This window comes from Vreelandella sp. 2A-K22 (assembly GCF_054065485.1).
The window spans coordinates 1-19,149 of the sequence record NZ_JBSUGC010000017.1 but is presented as its reverse complement, the minus strand read 5'-3'; the positions used below and the strand labels follow the sequence as shown (position 1 = coordinate 19,149).

Below are 19,149 nucleotides of genomic sequence, written 5' to 3'. Positions count from 1 at the left end.
TAGTGGGAGGGAGCTGCAGCTCGCGAAACCTTAGGCTATTCGCCTATGCCAATTACGAAGAAGACGGGATTTCCCCCAACACTTCAGGGATTGTCATCTTCACGTAGCGGCCCGGCGCAGGCTCAATAATGTTGAGTTCACCGTCCCCTGGTTGGCGCACGGGCACCATTTTTTCGCTATTGGCATAGCCATTGTCGGTCATCCATGCCTGCCAGTGAGGCCACCAGGAGCCTTCCTGAGCCGTAGCACCTGCAAGCCACTCCTCATGGCTTTCGGGCAGTGTGTCGTTAGTCCAGTAGCTATACTTGTTCTTATGGGGTGGGTTGACGATACCTGCGATATGCCCCGAGCCGCCGAGCACAAAGGTCACCGGCCCCTTGGGTAGCAACGCCCCATAGTAGGTGCTGTTCCATTTGGCGATGTGGTCTTCTTTGGTGGAGATAAAATAGCTGGGCGCCGACACCTTGCGCAGATCAATTTTCACGCCATCCAGCTCAATGCCACCTGGCTCAACCAAGCGGTTCTCTAAATACATATGGCGTAAATACCAGGCATGGGTGCCTGCGGTTAAATTGGTACCATCAGTATTCCAGTAGAGTAGATCAAAGGCGGCAGGCGTCTCGCCCTTCAAATAGTTATTAATGTAGAACGACCAAAACAGATCATTCTCACGCAACAAATTGAAAGTGTAAGCCATCGAGCGGCCATCAAGGTAGCCCTTCGCTTCTAGCGTTTGTTCGATCCCTTCAACCACCCGCTCATTGAGAAATACGCCGATATCGCCAGGATCACGAAAATCCTGCAGCGTGGCCATATAGGTCACCGACTTTACTTTGCGCCCACGGCGGGTGCTGGTGAGGTACGCTACCGTAGATGCCGTTAACGTGCCGCCGACACAGTAGCTGAGGAGATTAACCGACTTCTCGCCGCAGGCCTGCTCAATAGCTTCTATCGCGCTGATCGGCCCCATCTGCATATAGTCGGCCCAGGTAATATCGCGCTGCTCCGGGCCAGGATTACGCCAGGAGATCAGGAACACCGTATGGCCCTGATCCACCAGCCACTTCACCATGGAATTATCTTCACGCAGATCGAGAATGTAGTACTTATTGATCCACGGCGGCACCATTAGCAATGGCGTTTTAAAGGTCTTTTCCGTGGTTGGCGTGTATTGGATCAACTGAATCAGTTCATTTTCATACACCACTGAACCGGGCGTTACCGCTATGTTTTCGCCTACGCCAAAGGCGGCGCGGTCTGTCATGCGGACATTAATGCCTTCACCAGAGTTACCTAAATCTTCACGTAGACGGGCCAGACCATCCACTAGGTTTTGACCACGGGTTTCAATGGTGCGGCGCATGACCTCTGGATTGGTAGTTATAAAGTTAGTGGGCGCCATCGCGTTGACCAACTGGCGCGCGTAAAACATCAAGTTACGCTTCTGGGTTTCATCCAACCCACTTAAGTTTTCAACCAGCTCTTCCACCATCTGCGAGAACAGTAAGTACTGCTGCATAATGGCCATGTAGTGCGGATCTTGAGTCCAGGCTTCATCTTTGAAACGACGGTCACTTTTGGCCGGGGTAATCAGCGGCGTCATTTTCTCGCCAGCCATGCCACGTAGAGCTTGCTGCCACAATAGCCACTGGTCTTGAAGCAAACGGTTCTGGGTTTCCCACAGCAGCGTAGGGTTTTGCATTAATGACTGCGCACCCGCTTCAAAGCTTTCACGCATATCACTGTAAATTGAGTCGGCGGCTTCACTGGGCGCAATACGGGAAAGCAGATCCTGCATCAATCCTTGGTACTGTTCGCTAATCTCTTTAAGCTGGTTATTCCAGGCTTCAATTTCCTCTGGGGATAACCCTTCAGGCAGTCCTTGAGAAAGCCCTTCAGACAGGCTGTCAGATAGCCCTTGTGATATTGCCTGGAACGGATTGTGCCACGCTGACTGCATACTCATTCTCCCTACGCCTATCATCGGGCGCACTGACCACTTTGGCTATGTAAGCATATATAAATTAAAGCTTATAAATGCATCGCGGCGCCCTTGGGCGCCGCGATGAGGTCACTAATCAGCTTTTGCGCGATGACTGACTAGAGGCTTTGGCAGGTTGCTCGCTTTTTGTAGCCGCCTTGGCTTGCTCGGACATTTGCTGACCGGCTTCGCTGAACATTTTTTCCATTTCAGACTTAAACTGCAGGCTCATTTCGCTCATGACGCGCGCGTCTTCCTGCATCTGCTGGGAAAGCTCGTTCATCATTTCAGCTTGCTTGGTGCCGAAATCACGCAGGCTTTCTGCGTCTTGAATTTCAGTGGCGCTACGAATGCGCTCTGTACCCATCTGGCTGTAGCGCTTCATGGCTTCCAGCTGATACTGGGTCATTTTTTCCATGTTGTTGAGCATCAGCGAATTAATTTTACGCATGGGCTCAAACATTTGCTTAGTTTGGGCGTTGAAGGCGTCCATCATATTGTCTTGCATAGTGTCTGCTCCTGTTTAGTTCCTTGGCATGAGCCTTGGAGTGACTCATCGTGATGTAGCTTGTCTTGCCTTGATTTGCTGCACTGCAAAAAGAGTAGTCCCTGGCATGCTGCATTGCAACAGCGACACTGTTTTAAGTAGCTGCATTCAGTAACGCTGCAAAACGTCTCCGCACTGCCTCTCTCACATCGCCATTAGCGATCTTTCAATCCACTTCCCCACAATCTATTTTTGCCAGTCTATCGTTACTGATTTATGAATCACTGCGCTTGGATGTTGAACGTGTGCTTGAGCCGGAACGGGAGCGCGACGACGCTGTTGACTTGGCCTTACCACCACTACTGGTACTTTTATTGGCACTACTATTATTAGTACTGCTCGCCCTGGAACTCGCCGCACTGCTTTTAGAGCTGGTGTTACCACCCTGTTCAGCCGCACTGCCGTTAGACGAGGACGCACTAGTGGCATTAGTGCTGGCGCTGCCCGCTTGGCGCAACATATCCAGCATCATTTGCTGATAAGTGCCGAAGTTGGCTAGCCCTTGAGACAGTCCTTCAGATAGTCCTTCAGATAGTCCCTGCGAGAGCCCTTGCTGCATCATCGGCTGCTGGAGAAAGGGCCTCATAAGACTCATGGGGTCGTAGCCCTCTACCCCAGACTCCATTTGCCGCTGGATATTTTCCAGCAGGTTTTTCTGAAAAGCTTCGACATCCGGCAGACCCAGAGATTGGCGAAATTCGTCCGGGGTAAGATCAAATTCAACGTTAATCTTCATAGGCGGCTCCTGCACTGTTTTGTTTGAGTGTAGCAGTGAACTGCAAACCTCACCGTATTGCGCTAGCGCTGGGTTAAACGCGGCGTATCAACGCTCACCTCACCATTTTGGCCGCGATGACGCAGCCAGTGATCCAGCAACGTAATCGCCATCATCGCCTCAGCGATGGGCGTTGCGCGAATACCCACACAGGGGTCGTGACGCCCTTTGGTAATCACTTCGACGGCCTGTCCATGGATATCGATAGAGCGGCCAGGCGTGGTAATGCTGGACGTCGGTTTTAGCGCCAAACGAGCCACAATGGGTTGGCCGCTGGAAATACCGCCCAGCACGCCACCAGCATGATTGGAGAGAAAGCCTTCAGGCGTCATCTCGTCACGGTGTTCACTGCCCCGCTGAGCGACACAACCAAACCCTGCGCCTATCTCCACACCTTTTACCGCATTAATACTCATCAAACCATGCGCCAGGTCAGCATCCAGGCGGTCAAACACCGGTTCGCCCAGCCCTACCGGCACCCCTTCGGCAATCACGGTGATCTCAGCACCTACCGAATCCTGATCGCGGCGCAGCTGATCCATGTAGGCTTCCAGTTCTGCTACGCGCTCCGGGTCAGGGCAGAAAAAGGCATTTTGACCCACCGCTTCCCACTGTTTGAAATCAATCTTGATGGGGCCTAGCTGGCTCATATAACCGCGAATCTGAACACCTTGGGCGGCCAAATATTTCTTGGCAATCGCCCCTGCCGCCACTCGCATAGCGGTTTCACGGGCGCTGGAGCGCCCACCGCCGCGGTAGTCACGGTGGCCATATTTATGGTGGTAGGTGTAATCCGCATGCGCTGGCCGAAACTGCTCTTTGATTTTTGAGTAGTCGTTAGAGCGCTGATCGGTATTTTCGATTAACAGGCCAATAGAGGTGCCGGTGGTCTTGCCTTCAAACACCCCTGACAGGATGCGCACCTGATCAGGTTCTTTGCGCTGGGTAGTATGCCGCGAACTGCCCGGCCGACGGCGATCCAGATCATGCTGTAAATCTGCTTCGCTTAACGGTAACCCAGGCGGGCAGCCATCAACGATCGCGCCGAGCGCTGGGCCGTGACTCTCACCAAAGGTAGTGACGGTAAATAGTTTGCCAAACGTATTGCCAGACATGGCGATTAGTTCCTCACTGGAAAGACGCCACATGGGCGTCGAGTTCAGCGGCGCTCAAGGCAAATACGCCCTGGCCGCCACGCTCGAATTCAAGCCATAGGAAAGGCACGTCGGGAAACGCCGCTTCCACATGGCGATCAGAGTTGCCGACTTCTACGATCAGCCAACCCTCATCGGTTAGGTGTTCCCGCGCTTCACGGAGTATGCGCCGCACGATATCCAAGCCATCGCTGCCTGCCCCCAGTGCCAAGGAGGGTTCATGGCGGAACTCAGCAGGCATGGTGGCCAAGTCGCGGGCATCAACATAGGGCGGGTTGGAGACGATGAGATCAAAACGTCGACCTTCCAAGCCGCTGAATACATCCGATTCCACCGCTCGCACCCGGTCTCCCACATCATGGCGGGTAATATTTTGCCGTGCCACGGCCAGGGCATCCTGGCTGATATCTGCAAGCGCCACTTCACAAGTGGGCAAATAGAGTGCCGTAGCAATGCCGATACAACCGGAGCCAGTGCATAGATCCAGCACGCTAGCAGGCGGCTCTTCGGGAAACCAGGCGGCAAAGCCATCTTCAATCAACTCGGCAATCGGCGAGCGCGGAATCAGCACGCGCTCGTCAACGCTAAACGGGTGACCGGCAAAGAAGCTCTCGCCGAGCAGATAAGGCAGCGGGCGGCGGGTGGTAACACGCTCCCGCGCCAGGGCAATAATCCGCTGACGCTCCACGGGCAGCAGCCGCGCCTCTAGCACACTGGGGTCGATATTCCACGGCAGGTGCAGCGCGCCCAAGCAGAGTGCCACCGCCTCATCCCAGGCAGAATCGGTACCATGGCCATAGTGCAGGCCCGCCAGATAAAACTCGCTGGAGACCCAGCGCAGGTAGTCGCGCAGCGTAAAGAGCTGGCTCACCAGCAACGACTCCGACAGGGAAAGGGTTGAGTGAGAATGCTCAACATTTAGATGCGTGGTCACAGCGGCTCCTGGTTAACGATAATCATGACTGCAGGCAATAGAACCTGAGCCATATGACGAATAAAAGATTGTACCTTTCACGCCGCCCGGTTCACAGCAACGCTCAGCCCGCTATACTGTGCTTCTTTAACTGATTCACCCGTGCTACCCCCATTTTTCTACCACCCGAGCCTGACATGACGCGACACCGCCACCTGCCGAATGATGACGATATCAGTGCCTTCCGCGACGCCTTGAAGGCGGCGGGGGTACGCCCTATCGCCACCAATCAGGCCGACCCAGGCAAACCCAAGCGCGACGTTAAGGCCCATGAAGCACGGCGCAACGCGGCGGTTGAGAGCAGCGCCCCTCAATCCAGCGGGCGCACTTCGGATGGCCGGGTGGAAGCCGTGCGCCCCTCAGAGTACCTCGAGTTCAGTGTGCCCGACTTACCATGGCGCACGTTTAGCCAGCTAAAGCGCGGCCAAACCGCATGGCAGGCGGGGCTTGATCTGCATGGCTATACGCTGGAGGAGGCCCGCACGGAGTTGGAGAGTTTTCTGCGTGATTCAGCGGGGCAAGGTCTGCGCTGTGTGCTGGTGGTGCATGGCAAAGCGTGGGGCACCACCTCTGATTTTCCTGTACTCAAAAGCCATACCAATACCTGGCTACGGGAGTGGCCGGGGGTGTTGGCGTTCTGCTCGGCCATCGATCTCGATGGTGGCACAGGGGCAGTGTACATCCTACTGCGCAAGCGGGGTCAGTAGCCGTTACTCGGTAGCATCGGAAGCGATACTGGGCATCCGGCGTTCCAGCGCTTCATCTGCCAAGTGGCGACCAAGGCGAATCAAATCTCGGCCCCGGTAAAATTCGTAAGTACTACACACCGTTTTGGGGATTTCGATCAGCACATCGGGTGGATACCCTGCCACTTTGTACTTGGCCAACGCCGCCTGGGTAATATCGAATGACTCCAAAATCATATCGAGCTTGCTCCACTCGCGCTTGCCGCGCGCTTCAGTGGTTTCTTCTAGCTCTTTGTCGTCGCTCTCCCCGTTTGCGCCATCACCATTGGCACCCAGCCCTGCCCACAGTTTTTGGGTAGCTGCGCGTACATCGCCTATCCAACTGCTCATGCGTTGATCGCGGTCGATCTCACTTTGGGTGCGGCTATCGGCTTTTTCCTCCTCTTTAGGCAGTAACTCATCCAAGGTCACCGGCAACGGGCTATGGGCAGTCACATTAACCGCTACCACAAAGTCTGCTTGGTGCGCGGCTACCATAGGCATAATCGGCAGCGGGTTGAGCAGCCCGCCATCCACCAGCACCTGCTCGCCCAGATGAACAGGGGTTATAACACCCGGCACGGCCATTGAGGCACGAATCGCCTGCAGCAAAGGGCCACTTTGAAACCACACTTCCCGTTGCCGCACCAGGTCTGTCGCTACCGTGGTGACGGGGATCGCTAGGTCTTCAATCAGAATATCGCCGACCAGCGCTTCCAGTTTGCTCATGACCTTGCTTGCACGCATCGCCCCCATCGAGCTCCAGGTTACGTCAACCAGTTTGAGCACATCCAGGTAGTCGAGTTGACACACCCAGTCACGGTATTCAGGCAGCTTACCCGCGGCATAAATACCGCCAATCACTGCGCCCATTGAACACCCCGATACGGCAATAATTTCGAACCCCCGCGCCTCCAGCGCTTCGATCACGCCGATATGCGCGTAGCCACGGGCACCACCGCTGCCCAATACCAGAGCGACTTTATTGCCACTGCTCACGTGAGCCAATTCATTCATGCTGCGTTCCCTCCCTTAAACGGCACCAGTGTTACCCCAGTGAGTGCCGATAACCTTGGCAACTTGCGCCACTGCTCTAGGCTCCAAGTGTAAATGGTGGCCCCCCTTGAGCACTTTTCGGGTTAATCCTTTGACCGCTTGCCGTGCCTCTTGAGCCCATTTGCGCTCGCCTAAAATTCCCTGCTCGCCTTCTATCAATAGCAGCGGAACGTTAATTTCCGCCAGTAGCGATAGCACTTGCTGAGGGGTAAAGCGCACCAGGGACGGCTTCAGTAACCGGCTGTCGGTGCGCATTTGCACATGACCATCAGCAGTAGGCTGGGTGTTACGCTCTACTAGCGGCGTTGCCGTGATGCTATCCAGCGGCGTGACCCCGCCTGCAACACGCGCAGCAACGGCACTCTCGATATCGGGGTAACGCGGCGCTCGTGACAGCGGCCGACGGTAGGCTGTAAGCCCCTTACGCAGCTGGTTGGCGGTCTCTTCAATGGGCGTATTGAGCGCTCCAAGTCCATCAATCAGCGTTAGCCGCTCGACGCGTTCGGGTAACGAAGCGGCGAGCAAGCAGGCCACTGCCGCCCCCATGGAATGGGCCAGTAAGCTGGTTTGCTCCAGCCCCAAGGACTCCATGGCATCCAACACGTCATGGCAATAGTCCCAAAGGGCATAGTCGCATAAGGCATAGTCACCGCCCTGTGGCGCGTGTGCCGAATGACCATGGCCGCGAAAATCCAGCGCCACAATACGAATATCCAACGCCTCTACCAACAGCGGGGCTAATCGGGTAAAGCTGGCCGCATTATCCAACCAGCCGTGTAAGGCTAGCCAGGTTGGGGCGTCAGCACGCCCCCAGCTCAGCGCCGCTAAGCGACCTTGGGCAAGCGAAAGCGGCTTTGGCGCAACAGAGAGCGCTGCCGGGGTGATTTGGGGCATAAAGTAACAGTCCTGAGTAAACAGCTAAGGAGCCTCTGATTAACGTAATGAGCGAAGGCCAGACAAGGCAAAAATCAACGAAAAAGCGGAGTTTACGGGTTGTAAATGAGCATTTTGAGGCGATTTTTAACGCCGTATGGTCGAGCGCAATAGTTAATCAGAGGTTTCCTAATAATCCTAAACAAACGGCCGCGTCACAGGGTCAGCAAGATGACGGCGTAGGCGACAAACGTTACCATGCTAGGAATATTTTACCTCAACCTTGTACTTAACATTGTATTGGTGCCGTTATGAAACCACGTCGTGATACCCGCGCCCGTAATCTGGTCTTTTTTGTTGCTGTCATCAGCGCCACCGTCGTCGGTTTTTGGCTGGCCCGCTGATTCATGAGTCGTCAAATCCTCACCGGATTAAGCTTCACCCAGTAGGCCGAGGCTGGCTGCCGGCGCTTGGCGACGCAACCCCCGCGAAAGCGCATGCCCAATGACACCGATCAATAGCGCCCCGCCAACGGGAAGGAAAACCCATAGTCCCAGGTGCAAACGCGGGGTGAGATCCAGCAGGTAAATATACAGTACGGCCGAGGTTAGCTCCGCAAGTATTGCGCCCATCAAACCACTGGCAAAACCCAACAGCGCGTACTCGGCCCCCTGTACCCGTGAAATCATTCTGCTGCCTGCGCCAAATACGCGCAGTAGGCCGCTTTCATGGGCACGCACCGGGCGGCTTGCGGTCAGCGCGGCATACAGCACGCTAATCCCTGCCAGTAGCACCAAGGCGAGCACCAACTCCACTGCCCGGGTGACCTGGGCAAGCACATCCCGCACCTGACCTAAAATCGCGTTCACATTAAGCAACGAGACGCCAGGGAAGTCGGTGATCAGCTCACGAATCAGTCCCTGTTCCGCGTCTGGCAGGTGAAAAGCGGTGATGTAACTATGGCCAAACTGCTCCAGCACGCCCGGCGGGAAAATAACGAAGAAATTAGGCTGGAAGCTATCCCAATTCAGACTGCGCAGGCTGGTAATTTGGGTAGTGATCTCGTCGCTACCCACCGAGAAGGTCATCTCATCACCAATGCTTAGCCCAAGCCTTTCGGCGAGCCCATCCTCCATTGAAATGGGCACAGGCCCCGACTGTGGTGTTGCCTCCACGGCACTCATCCAGCCTTGGCTTTCATCGCTGCTCTCACTGCCTGAGTTGCTACCCAGCTGCGCTGGCGTGAACCACTCGCCAGCCACCACTTGGTTGCCTTCTGGCACTTCAGATTGCCAAGTAAGGTTGAGCTCACGGCGCAGTGAGTTGTCGCCACGGGCATCCGGCGGCACGGCCTCTCTGGGTGGCTGATCATTGATCGCTATCACTCGCCCACGCACCATCGGGTAGAGGGTGCTTTGGGTTTCCACCCGTGGTGAAACCGCCGCTTCAAAAGGGTCACGCTCGGAAGGCTGAATATTGATGGCAAAGTAGTTAGGCGTATTTTCAGGCAGTTGATCCTGCCAGGTGCTTAGCAAATCGCCACGCACCAAGACAATCATCGCCATGGCAAAGAAGGTGACCGAGAAGGCCAGCAACTGACCTAGGCCCGCTTGGCGACGCCGTGCCAATTGACGGCCGCCTAAGCGAAGTGCCTGTGACCACTCACTGCGCCCTGAGAACCGCTGCACAACACGCAGTAAGCCGCTAAGTAATAAGGCACTAATTATCCAAAGCACACCAAGCAGCAGCGCACCACCGATCAATAATCCAATCGCCAGTGGCAGGCTACCCGAGTAGAGCCAAAGCAACCCACCAAACACGATGCTCGCTACGCCAACGACCAGCCAAGCCGATGGCGGCAGTGGATCTAGCTCACGACGCAGTACTTTTAGTGCGCTGACTTGCTTGATACGCAACAGCGTTGGCCCGGCAAACCCAACCAGCACGGCAAGCGCGGTGAAGACCCCCAACCCTAGCGGCATCAGCCCCGGTGGCGGAAGTGTCATGGGTAGAAAACTCACCAATAGCCAAATCAGCACCGCTTGGCCAAGAAGGCCAAGCAGCGCTCCAATGACTGCCGCGACCAGTGCCAAGCCGAGTAACTGAAGGGTGAAAATCGTCACTAACTGACGCTGGCTGGCACCAAAACAGCGCAGTAGCGCAGCGGTATCCAAATGGCGCTCGACATAACGCCGGGTAGACATTGCCACGGCCACACCCGCCAGCAATACCGCCGCTAACCCGGCTAGCCCCAGGTAGCTTTCTGCCCGCTGTAACGCATTGCCAAGCTGGGGACGGTCAACGCGAACATCCCGCACCTCTACCCCATTGCGGCGTAGCTCAGCAAGTAAGCCTTGTACTTGATCGAGCGCCTCCGGCGGGCCTGCGGCTAGAATTTCAAACTCAATCCGTGAGCCCTCTTGAACCAGGCCCGTTGCCTCGACATCTGCCGTATTGAGCATCAAGCGCGGGTTAAAACTACCAAAACCACCGGACTGATCCGCTTCGCGCTCGATGATCCCCGTTACGGCCAGTTCAGTTTGACCCACTTGTACTCGATCACCCAGCTCGATTTCGACCAGTTCCATCAAGCGTGGATCCGCCCACGCCTCCCCTGGCGGCGGACCAGAAGCAGTTTGCTCGGTGCCATTGCCAAAGTCCACGTAGGAGACACCGTAGTGAGGGTAGACTTCATCCACGGCTTTTAAGCTGGCAGGCTGAAAGCGCCCCTCGCGGCTAATCATCGACACCAAGTCCACTTGGTCGCTAAGCACAAAACCAGCGTTTTCCAAGCGCTCTCTCAGCTCCTCGGAAAAAGGATCACGCTGCTCTAGCACCAGGTCACCGCCCAGCATCTGCCCTGCCTGGCGCTCCAGACCGCGCTCTAACCGATCAAGAAAAAACGCAATCATGGTGGAGGCCGCGACAGCCAATACCAGGGCAATAAATAGCGCACGCACATCAGCTGCGCGCAGATCCCGCTTGAGGCTGCGCATCGCCAAACGCCAATTCACATCACTCATTGCGCGCCCTCATCAATCGAAGCGGCAGTTGGTACGATGTTTTCAAGTACGGCTTCTAACTTGCCATGATCTAACCGCAAGCAGCGATCGCAGCGCCGCGCCAAGGCGTGGTCGTGAGTAACCAGAATAAGCGTAGTGCCCGCCTCATGGTTGAGCTGGAAGAGCAGATCTATGACTTGCCCACCGGTATCCGGATCCAGGTTGCCGGTGGGCTCATCAGCAAATACCAGCTCGGGGTCGGTCACGAAAGCACGCGCCACGGCAACGCGCTGCTGCTCGCCGCCGGAAAGCTGTTTGGGTAAGTGGTTCACTCGCTCACCAAGCCCAACACGCTCCAACCACTGAGCAGCGGTTTGCGTCTCTCCGGCGCGGGGCGATAATTCAAGGGGCAACATGACGTTTTCAAGCGCGCTCAAAGTGGGCAGCAATTGAAAGTTCTGGAACACAAAGCCTACTCGTCCGGCACGCAGCGCTGCTCGACCATCTTCATCCAAACGGCTTAATGCGTGTCCAAACAGCGTTAGTTCACCGTCGCTTGGCGTATCAAGACCCGCTAATAGCCCCAAAAGCGTTGATTTACCCGCACCGCTCTTACCCAGAATCGCTACGCTCTCTCCCGCCGCTACGCTCAGCGACAGGTCGTGTAAGATGGTGAGCGAGCGTTCACCGCTGGTGACTTTTTTAGACAGCTTGTCAGCGTGCAGCACGGCTTGCCTAACAGTGCCGCGGGGAACATCGGCTACCGCTTGGTTGTCGGTAGTAGCTTGGCGCTCACCTTGGGATGCCTCGCTCGACATGGATATATCCATAGCAGCATTGGCAGCTTTATCTGAGGAGCTTGAACTTGAAGAGTTTGAACTTGAGGAATAAGACATGAAGCGTGGCATCCCTATGGCATGGCATGGACTGAACCGCATGGTAACCGGATGGCTGGTGCTGCTGATAGTCACCTTTGCCTCATCGTCTATCAACGCAGAGCCTGTCAACGCAGACACAAACCCGGGCCCCACCCTGCTGGTGATGGGTGATAGCTTAAGCGCCGCTTACGGCATAGAGCGTGATGAGGGCTGGGTGAACCTACTGGAAGAACGCTTGGGAGATGATGCCCAAGTCATTAACGCCAGCATTAGTGGTGAAACGACGTCTGGAGGATTACAAAGGTTCACTGACCTTCTCGGACAGCGGGAGCCGGATATTGTTCTCATTGAGCTGGGCGGCAACGATGGTCTACGCGGCTTATCACCCAATCAAATGCAGGCAAACCTAGCCAGTATGATTGAGCAGAGCCAAGACGCTGGTGCTCAGGTGCTGCTACTGGGGATCGATATCCCGCCTAACTATGGCCAAGCGTACCGAGACGCCTTCACCGGGGTTTTCCACTCGCTGGCGGAAGAGTATGGCGTTTCCCTAGTGCCTTTTTTATTGGAGGATATCGCCCTGAACGAGGCGTTAATGCAGAGCGATGGCATTCACCCTACCGCCGATGCTCAGCCGATTATCCTCGACAATGTATGGCCCGAACTTGAGCCGCTAATTGAACCCCTATTAGAAACCACGCATCAGGCAGCGGTTCAATAACCTCAGCCTTTTGACTGAGAGGTGTAGCACTTCCACTCGTCAGCTTGTAATCTTAAGCCCTATTTGGCGGTTACTAACGGCGACTCATGCCTGCATCCTCGCATCACACTCCTACATTCTCGCGTCGACAGTTCTTAGCAACAGTCGGCGCGCTTTGGTTAGGCGCAGGTCTTGGCATTCATCCAACGCCTGCCGCAGCGTTTGATCCACAACGCCTACGCCAAAGCATGCAGCAACAGTATGGGCAGGCTGGTTTGTCCGTATTAGAGGAGTGGTTTAACCTGCTTCAACAGCTACAAAACCAAGACGTTCAAGCCAAGCTGCGTGGGGTTAATGACTTCTTTAATCGCCGCATCCGGTGGATTGACGATATCCAGGTGTGGGGGCAAGAGGATTATTGGGCTACGCCTTTGGAAGCAATGGGTAAAGGCCAGGGAGATTGCGAGGATTACTCCATTGCCAAGTACATTACCCTTAAACAATTAGGCATTACTAGTCAGTACCTACGCATGATTTATGTCCGTGCGCGCATTGGGCGTAGTCAAATTACCCAAGCCCACATGGTGCTAGGCTATTACTCGACCCCAGATGCAGAACCGTTGGTGCTAGACAATATTGTACCGTCTATCACCCCTGCCTCTCAGCGTACTGATCTCGACCCACTGTTTAGTTTTAATAGCGATGGACTTTGGGCAGGTGGTTCTTCTGAATCCCGCGCAGACCCATTGGCTCGGCTATCACGCTGGCGCAGCGTCATTGAACGTATGCAAACCCAGGGTTTCATTTAAGAGGAATTGGCACGATGTCACTTATCAAACAACTTTGGATTGCCATTATCGCCCTGCTGCTGCTGTCGTTCATTGGTAGTCTTGCCATTAGTATTACCACTAGCCGCGATTATATCGAACAGGAAGTGCGCATTAAGAACGCTGACAATGCTACCGCTCTGGCGCTTTCAATGAGCCAGCTCGATAAAGACCTTGTCACCCTCGAACTGTTAATCGCAGCTCAATTTGACACCGGCTACTACCGCCGAATCACCCTGCGCGATACGGACGATAGCGTACTTATTGAACGCTCCGCCGAAGAGTATAGTGGCGATGTGCCCGCCTGGTTTCGTCAGCTTATTGAGTTTGATGTGCCCAACGGCACCGCGACGATTCAAGATGGCTGGCGACAGTACGGTACGTTGGAGCTTGAGAGCCAACACAGTTTTGCCTACACCTCTTTATGGCGCAGCATGCTGGAACTCGCTGCTTGGTTTTTACTTGCCGGAGTGATTAGTTTAGCGATTGCTACCGTGATCGTTCGTGGTATTAAGCACCCCCTTTCCCGCGTCGTCACTCAGGCGCAAGATATCAGTGCGCGGCGGTTTACCACTATTAAGGAGCCACGCACGCTGGAGTTACGCCAAGTCACTCAAGCAATGAACGTGCTTTCTGCCAATGTCCATCAGATGCTCAGTCATGAAAGCCATAAGCTGGACGAGTTACGCCGCCATTTACAGCATGACCGAGTCACCGGTGCGCTGAATCGCGACGTGTTTATGGGTAAGCTTTCGTCTCAATTGGGCAGTGAAGATGCCCGCGCAACGGGCATGTTGATCATGGTTCGCGTACAGGCATTAGAGTCACTCAATGAGCAGCTCGGCTACGCTGCCACAGACCAACTATTAAATACGCTGGTTACCCAGTTGGGGCAATTGGACAGCGCGTCGGCAGAACCAATGGTAGGCCGCCTTAACGGCAGCGATTTTATCTTTATGCTGCCGCTTATGGATGATGTAGAGGAGCTTCGAATTCAGGTGATGGCAGCGTTAGCCGAGGTAGCCGCCACGCAGCCCGACGTGGAGATTTATCTACCAACGGCGATTGTTCCTTATGCTCCACATGATGATCGCGGCACACTGTTAGCCACCCTGGATGACGCTTTGGCACAAGCCGAAAGCCTAACGTCCTTTGAACAGGTAGTCGTGCGTCAGCGCAAGCGTATTTCACTCTACAGCAGCCATGCCGAATGGCGAAATGCACTGGAAGCAGCAATCCTGGTTGGCCCTGAGTTAGCGTACTTCCCGGTAGTAGACGCTCACGGAGACATCATCCATTACGAATGCCCGGCTCGCTTACTGCTAGGTGGGGAGTGGCAAACCGCCGGAGTCTTTATTCCCTGGATCACCCGCTTTGAGATGGAGCCTGCACTTGATTTAGCCGTGGTCAAAAAAGCGCTCGCTAATCTAGAAGATGATCTAAAGCCGGTAGGCATTAACCTCTCTGCGGCATCGATCACTAATACACAGTTCGTTAACGAGCTACGGACTCTGTTGGCAGCGCACCCACTATTGGCCAAGCAGCTCTGCTTTGAAGTGCCCGCCACGCTTAGCACGCACGCGATTGGTAGCTTACGGGGGCTTTGTACCGCCTTACGGCCCCTTGGTTGCACGTTTGGTATAGAGCATGTGGGGGCAGAATTCACCAAACTTGCAGATTTACACGATGTGGGTCTTGCTTACTTAAAAATGGATAGCAGTCTTATTCACCAACTGCATGCTTCAAATGAGCAGCAAACCATTGTCCGCGGCATGGCTACGCTCTGCCATTCATTGGGCATTCAGGTGATAGGGGAAGGCGTTGCAGACGATGAGGAAATAGCCTGCCTGTTCCGCGTGGGTGTCGATGGAGCCACCGGACCAGGCGTACGCCTTTAACGCATAAACGCAATCGACGACGACTAGATAGTGTCGTCGTCGCTTAGCAAACCTACATCATTTTTAACCCGCAAGGACTTACGCTCCATCACTTTCGCCTGTGCAGCTTCCGGAAGGTCAGTGAAAGTGATGACTCCCTTGTTTAGTAACACCTCAAGAATATCTTCTACCACCCTCACAAACGCTAAGTCAGACGCTATAAAGTGTGCTGAGGATCCTGGCTGATCAGCAAGGAAAGCCAGTACCTCAGGTGAATCAGGATCAATCGTTTCGTTGCACTCTGACGTTGGCTCTTTGCTGAGCATCAGGATCTCGCCGGATGTATTACGTTTGGTGTAGAGCATAATAACCCCCTAAAGAAAACGGTTCACAATCAAGAAAGCCGCCCTTTTCAGGGCGGCCATCAAGCTAATCAGTAGAACAATTATAGATTATTGGTCGATTTTCAGTTGACCATCCGCGATCAGCTTAGCGATCAAATCCTCTCCATTATTGACCCCAAAGTCACTAAAGGATTTACCTTCAAGCGCTATCTGCTGATCAACACCGCTCGTACTACCTTGAGCGCTGATATTAAGGACGACATTGCCTGCACCATCTTCCTCGGCAAAGATGTACTCGCTACTATCCTCACCCTTCAGAAGATCAGAAAGATCGAGCCTATCAGCGTTGTCATCCGTACCGAACTCTCCATGAGTGAAGTCCATTACCTGATCCATGGCTGGCTGATCTGTCGTACCCTGATCGCCAAATTCCCAGGCAAAAGTATCAGCACCTGCGCCCCCATACATGATGTCATCGCCAGCCCCACCAATTAGCGTGTCATTCCCACCTTGTGCCAACAGGATATCATCGCCATCTCCTCCGATGAGAATATCATTACCGCCTGTCCCTGTGGAGTTATTAAACTCTCCATGATTGTCGCTGATGTATTGATGGACTTGCTCAGTAGAGACTTGATTAGGGTCTGCAATACCCAATTGGCCTGCAACATAAGCCTTAATAGCAGGCAAGCCATTACCTTCAATCCCCGCGAATGTAACTTGATCTCCAAACAGAATATCATCGCCCTCACTTCCGGAAATTGTGTCGTCGCCGGACGGCAATTGAACATTTTCGCCAAGAATCGCATCAGCGAGCTGTTCCGGGTCGATATTCGACTGCACTATGCCATCGGAGTCGTATTCCTGAAGGCTACTCTCATTCAGGCTGCTGCCCAGGCCAATTGAATTAACCGATGACATATCATCTAACAGCGCAAACGCTTCCGACGAGTTCTGGACTACCGTGTGCGTGGTGCTTCTGCCATCACCATCAAGCACAGAAATCTCATAGCCACCCTCTCCGTCGGGATTGACCTGCCCGATGACCTTACTAGACCATCCTCGTCCCCAACCAAAAAAGCCTGGACTGTAGGTCCACTGATTTACGTTTCCGCTTGAGTCAATAATTTCACGAACATTCCCATCGATGTTTATCGAGTAGGCTTGACCAGGAACGTAGTCAATGTCATCGACTGTAAGATTCCAGTGGCTACCACCTTTGGAGCCTACAACGACACTCTCCTGCTCATTGGCTTGATAATATGTTGGCAAACCATCGGTAATAAAGTAGGTCAGGTTAGTGCCGGCATTAGCTTGGACAGTATCCGTAGCGAACCAGTTGGCAGTAGTTTTAAATACATCTTCGTAGTTAGTACCACCACCTTGCTGGAATCCATCTAACACTGCCTGCAGTTTCGACAGCGCTTGTGGATCCGACAGATCAACACTGACATTTCTCCCTGCCTGAGTATCGAACTCTACCAAGAAGATGTTTACTGTGCCGGCGTTATCCTCGCCTACACTCTCTTTAAGAGTATTGAACACTTCCGTCAGCGATTCCTTAGCATTGGCAATATCGGCATTCGACATACTGCCCGATGTATCCACCATGAATGCCAGGTTATAGTTTTCACCTGGCACCAACTGGAGACCAGCGACATCACCAATAATGATGTCATTTGCACTGGTACCTCCAATAGAGTCTCCACCGGGCGAACCCACCCCGATATTATATTGCTCGACTGCGGTGGTATCAGTGCTTGTTTCACTATCTATGATTTGCTGGTCTCCTGAGGCATCCTCATAGACCTCACTTGAAGTTACCGTAGCCGTTATATCAAACGCCCCGACATTCACAGGTACTTTCATCGTTAACTTCAGCTGATCGATGCTATCCCCTGTAGGATTAGCCACCAGCCAACTACCATCCGGCTGGCTAACCACGCCCTCACCGGTCAGCTCCACGCCTGCTGGGATGTTCGTCAAAACAATATCTGAAAGCACCTCACTGCCGTCAGTATCAGTTAGCAGGGCAGAGAGCTCGACTTCGATAATGTCATAGCCACTCTGGGTAATAGTGATAGTCGCATCAGGGGGCAACATAGTTGAGCCATCACCATATATGACTCCACGAATGTTATTAACGCTAATAGTCACCCCTGTATCCAAGTCGGTAATAGTTCCGTTATAGCTCGAATATTCATTCTGCTGGGCTAGATTAACGGCATAGTTCGTTAAAGGCTTGTTTAAGTAGATATAGTCATTGTCACCACCATTGATCGAATTGAGTGCCTGGCTGCCATTCACCAACTTATCGAAGTCACCGATGAGCGCAATAATATCCGCACCGCTAGTATTATCGGCACTACCAGGGTTTAGATTTCCATCACTAAACGGTGGCTTGATAACCTCACCACTGATTCCTTCAGCACTGATTTCAGGCCCATCAATGGTGATAGTAGAGCCGTCATGCTCAACCGTAATGACTGTGGTGCGTTCAGACTCTAGTATGTTACCCAGCGACACAGAGATAGTGGGTGCATCAGCAACAGGCTTGATGTCGATGGTGAGAGTAGCTTCCGCTCCTTCATTGTGTGCATCAGTGGGAACGAACTGCAATTGCGCATAGTCAGCTTCCTGGTTTCCTACCCCCTCACCACCATAGCTGTCGAAGCCTGACTCATTAGCGCCTGGCACAAAGCGCAGTTGGCCATCGTCGATGTCTGTTCTTGAGAAACTTGCACCCTCAGCGACACTCTGCCACTGCCCATTGGTATCTTGGAACTCCAATGCTCCTGAGGTTGGCAAATGGGTAATCACAACGCCCTGCTCAGCAGCAGGTGAGTCGTCAGTAATATTAAAATCACTCCATTTCAGTATTAGAGCGGTGTCTTCCTCACCTGTTACTTGTCCACCCGCAGCATCAGGGGCTTCATCCACACCGTAGTCGCGCGCAGCATCGGCACTGTAGCCATTGCCCGCGGCGTCTTCGCCGGTCACTTCAGCACTGATGCTGTCGTTCTCGGCCAGCACCGATCCGGGCACGTCGATGGCGTAGTTGCCGTCGGCGTCCACTTGGCCGCTGTAGCTCTCGTCGCCCACGCTCAGGGTGACGGTGTCGCCTTCGCCGGCGTCGCCGCCCACGCTGCCGGTGACGCTGATGGTCTGGGTGGCTTCTTCGCCGTTGATCACGTCGTCACCGGCAATGGTGTCGATAGTGATGGTGGCGGAGGCGTCGGTGTCCACACCGTAGTCGCGGTCGGCATCGGCACTGTAGGTGTTGCCCGCGGCGTCTTCGCCGGTCACTTCAGCGCTGATGCTGTCGTTCTCGGCCAGCACCGATCCGGGCACGTCGATGGCGTAGTTGCCGTCGGCGTCCACTTGGCCGCTGTAGCTCTCGTCGCCCACGCTCAGGGTGACGGTGTCGCCTTCGCCGG

The 19,149-nt window shown here is 54.1% G+C and carries 15 protein-coding genes; 4 read left to right on the top strand and 11 right to left on the bottom strand.

The genetic code is table 11. The features are described 5' to 3' along the window. Positions 1-52 precede the first annotated feature (52 nt). The 5 genes from phaC to prmB form a co-directional block, all read right to left on the bottom strand. The gene (gene phaC / locus ACW17M_RS20580; RefSeq protein ID WP_141440881.1) at positions 53-1,960 is read right to left on the bottom strand and encodes a class I poly(R)-hydroxyalkanoic acid synthase; all 1,908 of its coding nucleotides are present in this window, start codon (positions 1,958-1,960) and stop codon (positions 53-55) included. Between the two features lie 118 nt (positions 1,961-2,078). Then, positions 2,079-2,489 carry a phasin family protein gene (locus ACW17M_RS20575; RefSeq protein ID WP_007113285.1) on the bottom strand — a complete coding sequence of 137 codons (411 nt, stop codon included), beginning with the start codon at positions 2,487-2,489 and terminating at the stop codon, positions 2,079-2,081. Positions 2,490-2,742: 253 nt separating this feature from the next. Then, positions 2,743-3,264, bottom strand: coding sequence for a hypothetical protein (locus ACW17M_RS20570; RefSeq protein ID WP_457548017.1), 522 nt, complete (start codon positions 3,262-3,264; stop codon positions 2,743-2,745). 62 nt (positions 3,265-3,326) lie between these two features. Continuing rightward, positions 3,327-4,418 (bottom strand): chorismate synthase, encoded by a 1,092-nt coding sequence (gene aroC, locus ACW17M_RS20565; RefSeq protein ID WP_027958405.1) that lies wholly within the window; start codon positions 4,416-4,418, stop codon positions 3,327-3,329. 13 nt (positions 4,419-4,431) lie between these two features. Then, positions 4,432-5,391: a 50S ribosomal protein L3 N(5)-glutamine methyltransferase gene (prmB, locus tag ACW17M_RS20560; RefSeq protein WP_009287957.1), complete on the bottom strand. Its 960-nt coding sequence runs from the start codon at positions 5,389-5,391 to the stop codon at positions 4,432-4,434. Between the two features lie 176 nt (positions 5,392-5,567). Between prmB and ACW17M_RS20555 the strand changes: the two genes are divergently transcribed. Beyond that, on the top strand, positions 5,568-6,137 hold the full coding sequence (locus tag ACW17M_RS20555) for a Smr/MutS family protein (protein ID WP_022522766.1): 570 nt from the start codon (positions 5,568-5,570) through the stop codon (positions 6,135-6,137). Positions 6,138-6,140: 3 nt separating this feature from the next. Here ACW17M_RS20555 and ACW17M_RS20550 read toward each other — a convergent pair whose 3' ends face one another. From ACW17M_RS20550 to ACW17M_RS20535, 4 genes are all read right to left on the bottom strand, one after another. Next, positions 6,141-7,172 (bottom strand): patatin-like phospholipase family protein, encoded by a 1,032-nt coding sequence (locus ACW17M_RS20550; protein WP_027958403.1) that lies wholly within the window; start codon positions 7,170-7,172, stop codon positions 6,141-6,143. A 15-nt stretch (positions 7,173-7,187) separates the two neighbouring features. Beyond that, a complete protein-coding gene (locus ACW17M_RS20545) occupies positions 7,188-8,105 on the bottom strand; it encodes an alpha/beta fold hydrolase (RefSeq protein ID WP_009287955.1) in 918 nt (305 codons plus the stop codon). 410 nt (positions 8,106-8,515) lie between these two features. Further along, positions 8,516-11,107 (bottom strand): ABC transporter permease, encoded by a 2,592-nt coding sequence (locus tag ACW17M_RS20540; RefSeq protein WP_457548016.1) that lies wholly within the window; start codon positions 11,105-11,107, stop codon positions 8,516-8,518. After that, positions 11,104-11,904: an ABC transporter ATP-binding protein gene (locus ACW17M_RS20535; protein WP_022522761.1), complete on the bottom strand. Its 801-nt coding sequence runs from the start codon at positions 11,902-11,904 to the stop codon at positions 11,104-11,106. The genes ACW17M_RS20540 and ACW17M_RS20535 overlap by 4 nt, the downstream gene beginning before the upstream one ends. Positions 11,905-11,980: 76 nt before the next feature. On the opposite strand from ACW17M_RS20535, the gene ACW17M_RS20530 reads away from it, so the two are divergent. From ACW17M_RS20530 to ACW17M_RS20520, 3 genes are all read left to right on the top strand, one after another. Continuing rightward, a complete protein-coding gene (locus ACW17M_RS20530; protein ID WP_233975408.1) occupies positions 11,981-12,685 on the top strand; it encodes an arylesterase in 705 nt (234 codons plus the stop codon). Between the two features lie 86 nt (positions 12,686-12,771). Beyond that, positions 12,772-13,473 (top strand): transglutaminase-like cysteine peptidase, encoded by a 702-nt coding sequence (locus ACW17M_RS20525; RefSeq protein WP_009287953.1) that lies wholly within the window; start codon positions 12,772-12,774, stop codon positions 13,471-13,473. A gap of 14 nt (positions 13,474-13,487) precedes the next feature. Next, positions 13,488-15,389, top strand: coding sequence for an EAL domain-containing protein (locus ACW17M_RS20520; protein WP_027958399.1), 1,902 nt, complete (start codon positions 13,488-13,490; stop codon positions 15,387-15,389). A gap of 23 nt (positions 15,390-15,412) precedes the next feature. Here ACW17M_RS20520 and ACW17M_RS20515 read toward each other — a convergent pair whose 3' ends face one another. After that, the gene (locus ACW17M_RS20515; protein WP_022522757.1) at positions 15,413-15,733 is read right to left on the bottom strand and encodes a hypothetical protein; all 321 of its coding nucleotides are present in this window, start codon (positions 15,731-15,733) and stop codon (positions 15,413-15,415) included. A gap of 87 nt (positions 15,734-15,820) precedes the next feature. Further along, on the bottom strand, positions 15,821-19,149 hold a 3,329-nt coding region (locus ACW17M_RS20510), incomplete at its 5' end, for an Ig-like domain-containing protein (RefSeq protein WP_457548015.1).